This is a genomic window from Halomonas sp. IOP_6, from assembly GCF_021151565.1.
In the GTDB taxonomy this organism is placed as follows: Bacteria; Pseudomonadota; Gammaproteobacteria; order Pseudomonadales; family Halomonadaceae; genus Vreelandella; species Vreelandella alkaliphila.
This window is the reverse complement of the sequence record NZ_JAIRBO010000004.1, coordinates 48,100-62,072: the sequence shown is the minus strand read 5'-3', so window position 1 is coordinate 62,072 and position 13,973 is coordinate 48,100. Positions and strand designations below refer to the sequence as shown.

Sequence of the window (13,973 nt, the reverse complement as noted above, 5' to 3'; positions counted from 1 at the left end):
GGTATAGCCGCCCGGCCCTGAGATGAAAAGCGCTCGTTAGTGATAGCGAACAGCGATGTTATTCAGCGCTGGGGGCTTCACCAAACCACTTTGTGTAGATTTCATCATAGGTGCCGTCTTCGCGCATGGAAGCAAGTGCTTCGTTGGTAGGTTCTACCCACTCGCTGCCTTTATGGAAAACGATACCGTACTGCTGGCCTTCATACAGCGGGCCAACCACTTTGGTACGGCCTTCGCCACGGGTTTGTGAGAAGTAGGCAACGTTAGGGGCGTCGTACAGCACGGCATCAACGTTGCGCCCTAACAGCGCCATGTACATATCGGCGGTGCCTGGATAGGGAGTAATGTCGGCATCTTCACCGAGCTCCTGTTGAAGGAAGTCGTAGCTGGTAGAGCCGATTTTGGTGGCAATGGTGAGACCCGCTAGGTCCTCAAGCGAAGAGACCTCTTCGTTGTCGGCGCGCACGATAATTTGCAGACCTGAGTCATAGTAGGGAGCGGAAAAGTCGACAACTTCGGCACGCTCATCTGTAATGGTGATGCCTGCAAGGGCGATTTCCTGGCTGCCGGTTTGGACGGCGGGAATGATGCCAGAGAATTCCATAGTGGTGAGGTTAACCTCAAAGCCTGCACGTTCGGCGACTGCGTTGATGATATCCATATCGAAACCGATCATTTCGCCAGTTTCTGGATCCATCATTTCAAACGGTACAAAGCTTGGGTCAGTGGCCACATTGACAGTAGGCGTTTGTGCAAACGCGACAGTGGTACTGCCTAAGCCCAGTGCAAGGGCGGTAGCAATGACAGATTTTTTTAGTAGGTAATTCATTCGTTTCCCCGTGTTTTATTTGGTTAGCGACGCGATTTAAAGAAGATTTACTCTTATAAATTCCGTCTGCAACCGTTATTGACCTTTTAACCTTGGCGAGAAACCACCAAGGCGTCAAGTCACGGGGAGGGGGTTGTTACCAACGTTGGTTAGACCATGAAGGAAGCTCCACAGCCACAGGTGGTCGTAGCGTTGGGGTTTTGAACACGAAAACGGGCACCTGCTAACCCTTCTTCATAGTCAATGGTTGAACCCACCAAGTATTGGTAGGAGAGAGGATCGACGACGAGGATCGCATCGCCAAATTCAATTAATGTGTCGTCTTCGGCCACGTTTTCAGCAAAATCAAACCCATACTGGAACCCCGAGCAGCCACCACCGGTGACATAAACGCGGAGTTTCAGCGCAGGGTTAGCCTCTTCTGCTATAAGTGCTTGGATGCGTTTCCGAGCACTATCAGACAATAGTAGAGGCGTTGGAACAAAAGCTTCTGCACCGCTCATGGGTACCTCCCGCGAGCTTTAAGAACGAATAATCGGCATCGGAGTGTGATTATGGGTAATTCCCAGCAAAATGGTCAACTATTGTGTTGGGGTATCAAGCAGAGGGCAGCTCGCCGAGGAGGCGCTTTGAATCCTTCCTTGGACGCTACATTTGCCTTCCCTGGCAAATGACCTCCTCTTTGAGCTGCCCTCTGCATGCTGGTATTTGGTGTGATTCAAGGCATCAACGCTGGGGCGTTGAGGCCCATATTTTCTTCAAAGCCAAACATGAGGTTGAGGTTTTGAATCGCTTGGCCTGATGCGCCTTTAACGAGGTTATCAATTACCGAGAGCACTACTACGGTATTGCCATTGCCAGGACGGTGAACAGCGATTCGGCAGGTATTGTTGCCTTTGACGCTGCGAGTTTCCGGATGACTGCCTGCAGGCATGACGTCAACAAACGGCTCGTGGGCGTAACGCTGCTCAAAGAGTGCCTGTAAATCGCCTGGCTCTTCAGTCAGCGTACTATAGAGCGTGGCATGAATGCCGCGGATCATAGGCGTTAAGTGCGGCACAAAGGTAAGCCCCACGGCGTTTGACTGCATATCGCTCAAGCCTTGACGAATTTCAGGCAAATGGCGATGTCCGGACGCACCGTAGGCTTTCATCGATTCGCTGGCTTCGGCTAGCAGCGAGGCAACTTTGGCACCACGGCCTGCGCCGGTAACGCCTGATTTGCAGTCCGCGATTAACTGGCTTGCGTCAATCAAACCAGCTTCCAAAAGCGGCAGATAGCCGAGTTGAACAGCCGTTGGGTAGCATCCTGGTACGGCAATTAAGCGGGCCTTTTTGATTTTCTCACGATGCATTTCTGGCAGGCCATACACAGCCTCTTTTAGCAGTTCCGGCGCGCCGTGGGGCTGGTCGTACCACTGGCTCCATTCGGCGGCGTCGCGCAGCCGGAAATCCGCAGATAAGTCGATTACTCGCGTGCCATTGTCGAGCAGTTCGCCTGCTAGTGCATGGGCGACCCCGTGGGGTGTCGCAAAGAACACCGCATCCATTGCACCCAGTTTCTTGGCGTCTGGCTCGCTAAACGTGAGCGCATCATAGTGGCCGCGCAGGTTGGGATACATATCGCATACCTTCACGCCTGCTTCCGAGCGCGAGGTAATGGCTTCTACGCTTACCTGGGGATGCTGGGCAAGTAACCGTAACAGCTCAACGCCGGTATAGCCGGTACCGCCTACAATGCCAACCTTAATCACAAACCACTCCTTGCGCATTACGCACAGTCAGACCCAACAATAATTAACAGCCTAATGAGATACCTCAGGCTGTTGAACTGTAGCTAGCTATGATACACAAGAGAGCAGGCGCGTAAGAGCGCTATAGGGAAACAGGCATATGTTCACTAACGCGAACATGATGCGTAAAAGCGAATAATAGGCGCAAGGACGGACGTTGTGGCACGTTTTTCCCGGTCAGATTTCACCTTGGAAAGTTTTCGTCGCCAGCTGGCGAATGTTGATGCCCTGCCTCAGCTGTGTGTGCTGGGGTTAGTGTCTGGGGTGATCACAGGCGCGGTGATGGTGGCTTTTCGCTTATTGCTAGAGGTAGGTGCTGCCCTTTATATGCCTGAGGGCAATCCTGAGGCCTTTGAAGGGCTCGCGCCATGGCTTCGTGCGCTGCTGCCGATAATTGCCGTGACGCTGATTGGCACGCTGCTCTATCGGCAAAAGGCCGCTGCCCGTAAGTTAGGTGTTGGCCATGTTATTGAGCGTCTCACCTATCATCAGGGACGTTTCCCTATGCGCAACTGGCTTAACCAGTGGTGGGTAGGCGTTGTTTCTGTGCTGGGTGGCCTCTCAGCAGGACGTGAAGGCCCTGCCATTCATCTGGGCGCAGCGGCATCCAGCGGCTTAGGTCTCAAGCTTCGCTTGCCCAATAACAGTTTACGGGTGTTGGTTGCTTGCGGCACGGCGGCAGGTATATCTGCATCATTTAATACGCCAATCGCAGGGGTGATTTTCGCCATGGAAGTGGTGATGATGGAATATACCCTGATGAGCTTTATGCCGGTGATACTCGCCTCTACCATGGGGGCATTGGTCGCTCAATTGGTGTATGGCAACGAACCGGCGTTTCGCATTCCTGAAGTTGCGCTAGGTTCGTTAATGAATGTGCCTTGGGTGGTCATTATTGGTTTGGTGATTGGCCTATTAGCGGGCGTATTTATTCATCTTTCGCGTAGCCAGTACTTACAGCAGTGGCCGCTATGGCTTAGGTTAGGTGCAGTCGGGGTGATAACGGGCGCTGTTGCGTGGTGGTTTCCTGAAGTACAAGGCATTGGTTACGACAGCGTTGCGGCTATGTTGAATAATCAGCTGGCGATTACTGTGTTGTTGGCGTTGATGATCGCTAAGCTATTGATTACTGCCATTACCGTGGCAGGTGGTGTACCAATCGGCATTATTGGCCCCGTGCTAGTGGTCGGTGCTGCCACCGGTGCTCTAGGGGGAATGCTGGGCGGTTGGGTATGGCCAGATAAAGCGGCAGACCCCGGCATTTATGCCATGTTGGGCATGGCGGCAATGATGGGCGCTGTATTGCAAGCACCGCTTGCCGCTTTGATGGCGTTGCTTGAACTAACGCATTCGCCACATATCATGTTGCCTGGCATGCTCGTTGTGGTGGTTGCCTGCCTAACATCTCGTCAGCTTACTGGCTGTGAGGGCTTTTTTATTAGCTCGGTGCGCTACGGCTTGCATCCGTTACAGCAGCCTTTAATGCAGGCGCTTTCGCGGGTATCGGTGCCAGCGGTAATGGAGCGTCACTTAGTGCGCACAGATCGAATGATTACGCCTGATCAGGCACGGCGTCTGTTGGAAACGAATCCTGTGTGGCTAGTGATTGAGCGCTCCAGTGCAGAAAAACCAGTGCTGGCGCTTAAAGCCGCTGAGCTTGCGCGTTGGTTACTGGAGCATGATGAAGCACTGCAAGACGAAGCCCCTCCAGAAGACGAGTTCATTGATTTGCTTGAGATCCCTGGGCAACGGCTTGAAATGGCACCTATCGGATTACAAGCAACGCTATCGGAAGCGTTTCTAAAACTTCAGGACAATGCGCTAGGTGCACTCTATGTCGTGCATGGCTATCGGCCAAAGCAGCAGCGAATTTCAGGTATCATTACGCGTGGCGCTATCGAACGTTATTATCACTACACTGACCCCCGCGGTGCTGATTCCCAGCAATGAGCCCAACGCCTAAGGAGAGACCATGTATTTATGGGTAAAGGCCATTCATTTGATGGCGGTTGTTACCTGGTTTGCCGCGCTATTTTATTTACCGCGACTGTATGTGTACCACGCCATGGCGCGGGACACAGGCGATGAGCAAGCGATCACTTACTTTAAAACCATGGAGCGTAAGCTTTACCGTGGAATTATGACGCCATCGATGATCATTGTGCTGATCTTTGGTGGCTGGATGCTTTATCTCGTGCCCGCTTGGTTTAGCCAAGGTTGGATGCACGCTAAGCTGACGCTTGTCGCTCTATTAATCGCTTACCACCACGTTTGCTTAATTTATTTGAAGCAATTTGATCAAGCCCGCTGCACCAAAAGCCATGTGTTTTTCCGCTGGTTTAACGAAGCGCCCGTGATTGCGTTAATCGCGATTATTATCCTGGCGGTGGTGAAGCCCTTTTGATGCGCCATCCTCTTCCTCCCGTTGTTTTAGTGTTAGCTGGCCATGACCCCACCGGGGGGGCTGGGTTAGTGGCTGATAGCGAAGCGATAGCTGCCTGTGGTGGTTGGGCAGTCACCATTCCAACCGCACTGACCGTTCAAAATTGCCATAACGTGATACGCACCCTGCCTGCAGATCCTGCTGCAATGCGGCAAATGGCTGAAGCGTTAGGTGATATGCAAATTGCGGCTATTAAGTTGGGGCTGTTGGCTGATGAGGCGACGCTGCGCGCAGCGGAACAAATTATCCGCCGTTTTCCAGGAATTCCCGTCGTCGCAGATCCGGTATTAAAAGCAGGTGGCGGCGCTAAGTTATCCACACCCGCTTTGCAGCAACTTTATATAGATCGTTTGCTACCGCTTGTGGATATCGTAACGCCCAATCGGTTTGAGCTTGCTGCACTGACGCCTGAGATAACCGACCCTTTGGATGACACAGCACGTGCTGTTGCGTTGCTGGCGCAGGGTTGCCAAGGTGTCCTTGTGACCGCCACCGACGATCCACTCCCGGGTAATACGCAACAGGTTGTGCATACGCTGCACTCTCCTGACACTACGCGCCAATGGCAGTGGCCACGTTTGCCTGAAGTATTTCACGGATCAGGCTGTACATTAGCCTCAGCGCTTGCGGCTCGTTTAGCCGTTGGTGAGCGCTTACCAACTGCCTGTGAGCAAGCCCAGCACTTTACCTGGGAGAGTTTGTCTCATGGTTATCAGCCCCCTAGCGGACAGTGTTTACCGAAACGCTTGCCACGCCCCGTACGCTTTTGATCTCATTGGCAGTAAGCCATTAATGTTGAGGATGCCATGACCACATCTGCAGAACTATTTGACCTTGCCAGTCGTCACATTCCGGGGGGAGTTAACTCCCCTGTTCGTGCTTTTAAAGGCCTACATCGCCCGCCTGTTTTTATGGAACGTGCTCAGGGTGCCTACTTATTCGATGTGGAAGGTAACCGCTACGTAGACTATATCGGCTCATGGGGACCGATGATCACTGGACACGCCGATCAGGATGTACTGGCCGCTGTGCGAGCGCGGTTAGATAACGGCCTCTCCTTTGGTACGCCGACCGCTGTCGAAACCACCATGGCTGATCTGATCTGTGAAATGATTCCTTCCATGGAAATGGTGCGTATGACCAGCTCGGGCACCGAAGCGACGATGTCGGCCATTCGACTTGCGCGCGGAACAACGGGACGCGACAAAATCGTCAAGTTTGAAGGCAATTATCACGGCCACTCGGATTCATTGCTCGTCAAAGCGGGCTCCGGCGCGTTAACCCACGGGGAACCTAGCTCACCAGGCGTACCCGCATCACTCGCTGAGCACACCATCACGCTTTCGTATAACGACCCTGAAGGGGTGGAAGCGTGTTTTGCAGAGATCGGAGAGCAAATTGCCTGCATTATCGTGGAGCCGGTGGCGGGTAATATGAACTGCATTCCTCCCCAGCCGGGCTTCTTGGAAACGTTGCGCCGGGTGTGCAATGAATCCGGCAGTATTTTGATTTTTGATGAAGTCATGACCGGTTTTCGCGTCGCTTTAGGTGGCGCTCAGGCACATTACGGCGTAACGCCTGACCTTACCTGCTTAGGTAAAATCGTTGGCGGCGGCATGCCCGTTGGGGCGTTTGGCGGTAAACAAGAAATTATGCAGAATATCTCGCCGCTGGGGCCGGTTTACCAAGCGGGTACGCTGTCCGGTAACCCGCTGGCCATGGCTGCAGGGGTCGCTCTGCTAACCAAACTAAAGGTGCCTGGTTTCCATGATGCGCTGACTCAACGGGTGCAAACGTTGTGTACCGGCTTGCAAGAGCGTGCCAACGCTGCCCGCGTACCGATGATGACCCAATCCGCAGGTGGCATGTTTGGCGTTTTCTTTACGTCGCAATCCCGTGTAGATAACTTCGCCCAAGCCACTGCTTGCAACCCCGATGCTTTCCGCCGCTTCTTTGGTGCTATGCTTGATCACGGTGTGTATCTCGCACCTTCTGCCTATGAAGCTGGCTTTATGTCGAGTGCCCACACGCCAGAAGATATTCAGCTAACGTTGGATGCTGCAGAAAAAGCCTTTGCCGTTATGTAACATAAAGTAAAGCGCCTGCTACACTGCAAGAGCCGCTCCTATTGAGCGGCTCTGTGGTTAGTGAGGTAAACACATGATGAAACGACAATTGGCTTGGCACTCTTCACGCTTTAACGGCATATTGTTAGCCGCTGTTTTCACCCTTGGTCTACCGTTAACGGGGATGGCCGCACAGGAGCAGGATATGACTCAAATCCATATCACCATGGGTGGCACACCTGGCGCGGAATTCTCAGCCCAATGGCGCACTACTCATAACGATGAAACCATTGATCACCCCGAAACACGCGGCACAGTGCCCGCTGAATTTACCTTTGAAGGCACCACGCTTGAAGGTACGGTAAAACTGCTCAGCGAAGATGATCGTTTAGAAGTAGATATCGTTAAAGGCAGTAATCGCTCGCGTTCTGCTACCCAAGGGAAAGGCGGCACGTTAACGGTAATGGTGCGTTAAACATAAAAAAACCGCCCCGAAGGGGGCGGTTTCCTGAGCTAAGTAAGTACTTACAGACGTACCTACAAAGATGCTTACCACTGAGTAGAGATAGCAGAGTTGTTGTTACCAGCCTGGAAGTGAGACGCTGAAGCAGCGCTACCACCAACGGTGTTCTGGCGAATAGTCGACACGTTGCTGTTGCCTGTCTGGAAGACATTCGCTACATGGCCTTCGCCACCTTGATAAATGTAGGAAGCGCTCAGGTCTGCTTCAACCTGGAGAACATTAGCTTCGTTGTTATCACCGTCCTGATGGATAAAGCTCCACGTTTCATCAGTATTTAATGCTTGGTAAACGTCAGCATCGTTTCCGTTACCGAACTGCTCAATAATTGAGTCGCTTTGCGCAGTGTTCAAGAATTGAGCAACAGTAGAGCTGTTGTTGTCGCCTTGTTGACGTACATAGGAGTCGTTAAGACTGCCACCATCTTGTACTACGACTGAATCATTATAATTGCCTATCTGATAAACAATCGACTCATGCTGATCGCCGCTTTGATAAACATAAGAGTCGTTGTTATTACCTTCTTGGCCAACGCGTGAGTATTGCTCGTTATCATACTGATCAGTTTCAGCTGCGTTATCGTCACCAACTTGAACAATAATCGAAGTCCGCATTGGGTCACGAGCGAAGCCGTTCATGCCTTCACGGATATCTTGCTGGTTTACAAACGCGGGTTCTGTCCCTGCGTTAGCAGCAGGGTTTGTTGTAGAGTCATCAAAGTCACGCGCTTGGCTAGAGAAGCTAACAGCCATTGCAACAGCAGCAGCGATAACGGTCATTTGAGTTTTCATGGTGTTTCCCCTTTTTTTCGATCGACTTGCTTTGGTTGTTTACTGAGAAGCAGCTGGCGACTCAGTAGGTATCGATAGTGACTGGTCGTGCATTGCCCGAAAGGTTTTGTTGCTGGACACTTACACCACGTGAGCCACTGCCCGATTGCGAAATTGAAACGTCACCCTTAAATCCATTTTGATAAATGTCGGCTTTATACTGGGCGCTATTACCTTGCTGATTAATAGAGGCGGTGTTGTCGTCGCCCACTTGCCAAATAATTCCGGTATTATTTCCGTTACTTTGCATTATGCTTGCTTGATTACCGTTGCCGATTTGATCGATATAGGCAAAGTTAGAAAGCTGATAACTCACAGAACGTGACTGGGCAACACTTGCTTTATTATTGTTACCTTGTTGACGAATGATGCTTAGATTGCTGTTTAGCGCGGCGTTATCAATGGCCGCAAACTGAGTAACTCTTGCACTTCTATTAAATAAGTCGCTTTCATTCTCGTTAGCTTGCAATACAGAAGAAAAAGTCAGCAATGAAGTGGCTACCGTTATCACAGCACTACAACGAATTCTGTTCGTTGTAGCTGTCCTGAGCCGATAGCTATAATGTTTCATTTTTAATTCCTTTTGAAACTCAATGTGTCTTTTTGTTTCATGGATTGAGTTTGGACCATTCTAAAAATGACGCTATAGGAAGTTTTGTTAATGCTGTGGTTATATGTTTAACATTTATAATATTTTGTGTTTACTACTTTCTTAATTATTTGTTTGTTAGTTATGTAATTATATAGTATTTGTTTTTTAAATAAAAAAGGCCACTCTGTTGAGTGGCCATTGTTTTTTATAGTTTTATTTAAGTAGTGTTCCCTTGATTAATTCTTACTAAAGCATAGGTATCGATGCATTAAGATAGTCATCTAAAATGGTTTCTTGAATACTGGTTCCGGGAGCAAGATTCCATAATCGGTTTTCAATGCCTCTCGCTACAAGGTGAATGACAGCAGATTCTATTGCTGACATTACCGCGAGCTGAACCGGTTCGTTTGTAGTTATACCGGCTTCGGCCTCTAATAAGCGTCTGAAATCAATAAAGCGATAAACCCCAGCTCGTAGCTCTTTTGAATAGATGGTCTTGGTGGTGGTGACGTTAGCTAATATTTCGCCTGTTGAGATTTCCACCGCACGTAAATTCACCGTTACCTGATCTACCTGGTACTGGCCTGACGCCCCAATGCCAAAATATTCAGCACCGGCTCCCCCGGTTCGTACGTTCGATTCATAAGCAATAATGCCGCCCTCTAGCATAACCGACGCTGCTCTTAACGATGGCAGCGTATCGGGCTGCCCAAAGCGTTCGAATTCTGCGCGAATAATACGGCGTTCAGTTAACAAGTTTTGTAACCCAACACGTTCCAGCGGTATAAACCAGCCAGAGTCAGACAGGGCTCCGGTAAGCATTGCTGCAGCCCCTTGGGTTACCGCAGTTGAAAACGTACTGGCGGGGGCTGGTCGGTATTGTCCTGTTTGGTCGCGAAAATCATACACAGAGACAAATATCTTTCCTGACGGTGGCGGGAGCGATACAAGATCTTGGTAGGTAGCTCCTCTGGGCGTGAGTGTTGCTTCAGCACCTTCTAAATTTTCAGACGTTGCCACCATTCCTGCACAGCCACTCAGTAGGCTAGCGATGACAATTGAGGCGATAATTTTCATAATGATCCCCTGACAAAGCAGATAGCGTTAGTCGTTATTGCTGGTTTTTTTAGCGGTTGATATTGATGTCGTTGTTAAGGGTTAAATAAACCGCCAACGCTAATCTCTGTTACATCTCCAGTAACTTTATCCACAACACGCACAATTAGTTGTCCGTTATTGTCACTCACGACAACGCCGAACTCATCACTATCGAAGCTACCCTCACTGACTTCACCACGGCTAACATCGGAAATGAGCTGTGATATCAATCGACTTTCTAAACTTTGTAATAAGCGCTCAGTGGATGATAATGTTTGCCCCCTACGTGCATTTGGATCTGTATTGGTATCCTGTGACTGGGCTTTACCTAACAGGTAACTACCTGTAAAAGGATCGCCGCCAAAAGAAGGGTTAATAGGTTTATAAATTAAATCACCTGAGTGCGCGTGAGCACCTATTCCCATTAACACTATGAACGTAGCGCAAGCTATTTTTCTGCAGTTTTTCATCAGAATAACTCCTCTTTTCCCAAGTCTTTATCTGAGGTAAGAGCAGATGCCAGCTGCTGCTGGAGAAGTGCCTCCTCAACGATATTTACAGCTTCTCCTGCTACGCGGTCAGCTTCGCTAATCCTGGGAGAGAGCTGTGTTCTGAAGTACATCCGGTTGCCTTCCACGATGGCAATTTGGCTGCCCCAACGGGCATCGGGACGTTCTTGAATGGTAATCGTGGCATTACCGATAATGAGGTTATCCATAGCCCGCTGGCTGAAAGCGCGATAGAAGGTCTTGCCTGCCATGGTGACGGTACGGTCGACCATGATACCGGTAAGCTCACTACCTCTATTTCGCTGTCCTTGAATTTCTGGGCCATCGGGACTTGATAGTTGGTTAATAGCGTTGACTTCTTCCTGCTCACTGGTGGCTAATGCCCGGGAAGAATTGGTTGGTTCATTGGCAAATGTATCAGTAGTTAATGCAATAAAACTGATAAAAATGACCAGTAAATAGCGACGTAAATTCATAGCTATATACCCTTTTAAAAGGCTACCGATGACGTTGTAAACTGCGTGCAGTTTCTATATTAGGAAGAATTGGACCAAGGTTCTGATGGATCCAGTTAAGTGCTTGAATGCGATTGTGAACGTTTATTTTTCGGAAGATGTTATAAAGATGAGACTTAACGGTGTGTTCACTTACAAACAACTTATCGGCAATCTGTTGATTGGAGGAACCCGCACTTAATAAAGAGATAATTTCCATTTCACGGTTGGTTAATCCACAGGCTGGGCGGAACGCGTTGCTTTGATACTTGCGATAAAAAAGAATCAGTCGTGCCATTAACTCACGAGACATCCACAGCTCATCATCAAGTAACGCGTGGATACCTTTGCAAAATACCTCTAAGCTCTCATTGCGATAAAATACCCCTTTCAGTTGAGCGCACGAGAGAGCTTCTAGGGCATGGTCCATATCGCGAATATTGAAAGCGGCTAGAGGGGTTTTTGTTAATGCTTCTGGCAGTTTCTCTTGCCAGTCTGGCAATGTCTCTACACTAATATGATCACTGTCAATGAGGATGAGCAGCTTTTCGACGGGTGAAGAGGGTATGGTGACGTCTGGCGAGTAAATGCTAATTGAGCAGTTGGTGTGATCGTGTAAATAGTCTGCAAATAGCTGTGATTGCGGACTTTTTTCGGTAATGAGATACACCAAACCTATGGTCTTTTCCTGTGACATTGGGAAGCCCTCGTGGAAAGAAAGAGTGAGCAGGTGCTCTCAGAAGTGTTGCCTATAAGATACATTTCGTAAAGTTTTGTTATTAGAAATCTGGTGAAATCAATTTGAATATATATAGTATTTTTTAGAATAATGCGTTTAAGTGTATGTTTATAATGTTGTTTGTTATTAATATAAGCAGTTTTTAAATTAGTTTTAACAATTACATTATGTAACAAACAGCCTGCTTTAGAAGAAATTTTGATATATGTAAACTCATTAACCTTCCTTTTGGAGATATCGTTATGGCATCGCCCAATACCTTAGTTTTAGCCAGTGGAAATGTAGGAAAACTAAAAGAATTCAATCAATTACTAGCACCTCTTGGGTTAGATGTTCGTCCGCAATCCGAATTTGGAGTGGGAGATGTGGAAGAAACAGGGCTTACTTTTGTAGAAAACGCACTTCTGAAAGCTCGTGAGGCAAGTAAAATCAGTGGATTGCCTGCATTGGCAGACGACTCAGGTCTTGAGGTGGATGCACTTCACGGTGCGCCGGGTATCTATTCAGCGCGCTATGCCGGTGAGCCTAAAAGTGACGAGCGCAATAATGAGAAGTTATTAACGTCGCTCAGTCGCTATGCTGAAGGTCAGCGTAGTGGACGTTATTGGTGCGTATTGGTGTATTTGCGTCATGCCGAAGACCCTGTACCTGTGATCGTGCAACGCAGTTGGGAAGGTGAAATTCTGGCGCACCCGCGAGGTAATGGCGGTTTTGGTTATGACCCTCTGTTCTGGTTACCGGACCAAGGAATGAGTGTTGCCGAGTTATCCAGTGAAACCAAAAATCGACTTAGTCATCGTGGGCGGGCATTACAGGGCTTGGTTGAACTGTTGAAGGTGGCGCATGGCTGAGCTATTGCCTCCCTTATCCCTATACATCCATACGCCATGGTGCGTACGGAAGTGCCCGTACTGTGACTTTAATTCCCATGAGCCCAGTACTGACGAGCTGCCCGAAGACGCTTATCTAAACGCCCTGCTCAGTGATTTGGAGGGTGATTTATCGTTAGCGAATGAAAGAGAGATTCAAACGATATTTATTGGCGGTGGCACGCCAAGCCTGTTATCGCCAGCTTTTTACGATCGATTATTCAAAGAGATACGTCTTCGATTGCCGTTCTCTTCTACTATTGAAATTACCCTTGAAGCGAATCCTGGCACGACCGAGCAGCAGCGTTTTATTGGTTATCGAGAAGCCGGGATCAATCGCTTGTCTTTGGGAGTTCAGAGCTTTCGCCCTGAACAGCTTAGCGCGTTGGGGCGTATTCATAGCGGCCAAGAAGCGGTCAATGCTGTTCGCCAGGCGCGTGAGGCTGGGTTTGATAATCTCAATATTGATTTAATGCATGGGTTACCCAAACAAACCCCGGTTCAAGCGATGGAGGATATTGATCAAGCATTGGCTCTGGAGCCAGAGCATCTCTCCTGGTATCAGTTAACGCTTGAACCGAATACGGCGTTTTTCTCTCATCCGCCTGTGTTACCAGAAGAAGAGGCTCTCTGGGACATTCAAGAAGCTGGCCATCAACGCCTTGAGCAAGCCGGTTTGCGGCGCTATGAAATCTCCGCCTACGCGCGAACGGGACAACAAAGTCGCCACAACATCAATTATTGGCAGTTTGGCGATTATTTGGGTATTGGGGCGGGAGCGCATGGAAAGCTGACGACGGTCGATAGTCAGGGGCAGCGGCATATCGAAAGGCGCTGGAAAACACGTCAGCCAGAGGCGTATTTACGTCGTGCAAATGATCCGCGTGGCTTTGTGGCCGGCAAGCAGCCGATAGCAACGCAGGAGCTACCCCTTGAATTTGCGATGAATGCGTTACGTTTAACCGATGGGGTCGCAATGGGTGTCTGGACGGCTTACACAGGACAGCCCTCAGCCGTGTTACTTTCACGGTTACAAAGCGCGTATGAAAAAGGACTTTTAATGGAAATGCCCGAAAAGCTGCGTGCATCGCCTCAAGGTCTATTATTCTTGAATGAATTGCTGACATTAATAAGCGATGAGTGATCAGCGATATATAAAGCAATTACCCTGAAGATTATCAAGGAGTGAGTG

16 protein-coding genes are annotated in these 13,973 nt (G+C 49.3%); 7 read left to right on the top strand and 9 right to left on the bottom strand.

The annotated features are described in order from the left end of the window. Positions 1-58 precede the first annotated feature (58 nt). The 3 genes from K7H08_RS08680 to argC form a co-directional block, all read right to left on the bottom strand. Positions 59-829 carry a transporter substrate-binding domain-containing protein gene (locus tag K7H08_RS08680; protein ID WP_038479887.1) on the bottom strand — a complete coding sequence of 257 codons (771 nt, stop codon included), beginning with the start codon at positions 827-829 and terminating at the stop codon, positions 59-61. A gap of 149 nt (positions 830-978) precedes the next feature. Then, complete coding sequence (gene erpA, locus K7H08_RS08675) at positions 979-1,332, bottom strand: iron-sulfur cluster insertion protein ErpA (protein WP_038479889.1); 354 nt, start codon at positions 1,330-1,332, stop codon at positions 979-981. 215 nt (positions 1,333-1,547) lie between these two features. Next, complete coding sequence (argC, locus tag K7H08_RS08670) at positions 1,548-2,582, bottom strand: N-acetyl-gamma-glutamyl-phosphate reductase (protein WP_120386005.1); 1,035 nt, start codon at positions 2,580-2,582, stop codon at positions 1,548-1,550. 198 nt (positions 2,583-2,780) lie between these two features. On the opposite strand from argC, the gene K7H08_RS08665 reads away from it, so the two are divergent. The 5 genes from K7H08_RS08665 to K7H08_RS08645 all read left to right on the top strand — a co-directional run bounded on the left by K7H08_RS08665 (position 2,781) and on the right by K7H08_RS08645 (position 7,605). Then, entirely contained in the window at positions 2,781-4,571 is a 1,791-nt protein-coding gene (locus K7H08_RS08665) for a chloride channel protein (protein ID WP_231657705.1), read from the top strand. A gap of 22 nt (positions 4,572-4,593) precedes the next feature. Then, entirely contained in the window at positions 4,594-5,025 is a 432-nt protein-coding gene (gene hemJ, locus K7H08_RS08660; protein ID WP_038479899.1) for a protoporphyrinogen oxidase HemJ, read from the top strand. Beyond that, a complete protein-coding gene (gene thiD / locus K7H08_RS08655) occupies positions 5,025-5,834 on the top strand; it encodes a bifunctional hydroxymethylpyrimidine kinase/phosphomethylpyrimidine kinase (RefSeq protein ID WP_038479901.1) in 810 nt (269 codons plus the stop codon). Before hemJ ends, thiD begins: the two co-directional genes overlap by 1 nt. Positions 5,835-5,870: 36 nt before the next feature. Then, complete coding sequence (hemL, locus tag K7H08_RS08650) at positions 5,871-7,151, top strand: glutamate-1-semialdehyde 2,1-aminomutase (RefSeq protein WP_038479904.1); 1,281 nt, start codon at positions 5,871-5,873, stop codon at positions 7,149-7,151. 73 nt (positions 7,152-7,224) lie between these two features. Continuing rightward, the gene (locus K7H08_RS08645; RefSeq protein WP_231657704.1) at positions 7,225-7,605 is read left to right on the top strand and encodes a hypothetical protein; all 381 of its coding nucleotides are present in this window, start codon (positions 7,225-7,227) and stop codon (positions 7,603-7,605) included. 74 nt (positions 7,606-7,679) lie between these two features. On the opposite strand, the gene K7H08_RS08640 is transcribed toward K7H08_RS08645, so the two are convergent. From K7H08_RS08640 to K7H08_RS08615, 6 genes are all read right to left on the bottom strand, one after another. After that, on the bottom strand, positions 7,680-8,441 hold the full coding sequence (locus K7H08_RS08640; protein WP_038479907.1) for a hypothetical protein: 762 nt from the start codon (positions 8,439-8,441) through the stop codon (positions 7,680-7,682). A gap of 61 nt (positions 8,442-8,502) precedes the next feature. After that, positions 8,503-9,051, bottom strand: coding sequence for a hypothetical protein (locus K7H08_RS08635; RefSeq protein ID WP_051626402.1), 549 nt, complete (start codon positions 9,049-9,051; stop codon positions 8,503-8,505). A gap of 267 nt (positions 9,052-9,318) precedes the next feature. Further along, the gene (locus tag K7H08_RS08630; protein WP_038479910.1) at positions 9,319-10,149 is read right to left on the bottom strand and encodes a CsgG/HfaB family protein; all 831 of its coding nucleotides are present in this window, start codon (positions 10,147-10,149) and stop codon (positions 9,319-9,321) included. 74 nt (positions 10,150-10,223) lie between these two features. Continuing rightward, entirely contained in the window at positions 10,224-10,640 is a 417-nt protein-coding gene (locus tag K7H08_RS08625) for a curli assembly protein CsgF (RefSeq protein ID WP_051626403.1), read from the bottom strand. Next, the gene (locus tag K7H08_RS08620) at positions 10,640-11,155 is read right to left on the bottom strand and encodes a curli production assembly/transport protein CsgE (RefSeq protein WP_231657703.1); all 516 of its coding nucleotides are present in this window, start codon (positions 11,153-11,155) and stop codon (positions 10,640-10,642) included. Before K7H08_RS08620 ends, K7H08_RS08625 begins: the two co-directional genes overlap by 1 nt. A 22-nt stretch (positions 11,156-11,177) precedes the next feature. Beyond that, positions 11,178-11,870: a response regulator transcription factor gene (locus tag K7H08_RS08615; RefSeq protein ID WP_038479916.1), complete on the bottom strand. Its 693-nt coding sequence runs from the start codon at positions 11,868-11,870 to the stop codon at positions 11,178-11,180. 284 nt (positions 11,871-12,154) lie between these two features. Here K7H08_RS08615 and rdgB point away from each other — a divergent pair, with 284 nt between their 5' ends. Next, positions 12,155-12,763 (top strand): RdgB/HAM1 family non-canonical purine NTP pyrophosphatase, encoded by a 609-nt coding sequence (gene rdgB / locus K7H08_RS08610; RefSeq protein WP_038479919.1) that lies wholly within the window; start codon positions 12,155-12,157, stop codon positions 12,761-12,763. Further along, complete coding sequence (hemW, locus tag K7H08_RS08605; protein ID WP_038479922.1) at positions 12,756-13,925, top strand: radical SAM family heme chaperone HemW; 1,170 nt, start codon at positions 12,756-12,758, stop codon at positions 13,923-13,925. Before rdgB ends, hemW begins: the two co-directional genes overlap by 8 nt. Positions 13,926-13,973 lie beyond the last annotated feature (48 nt).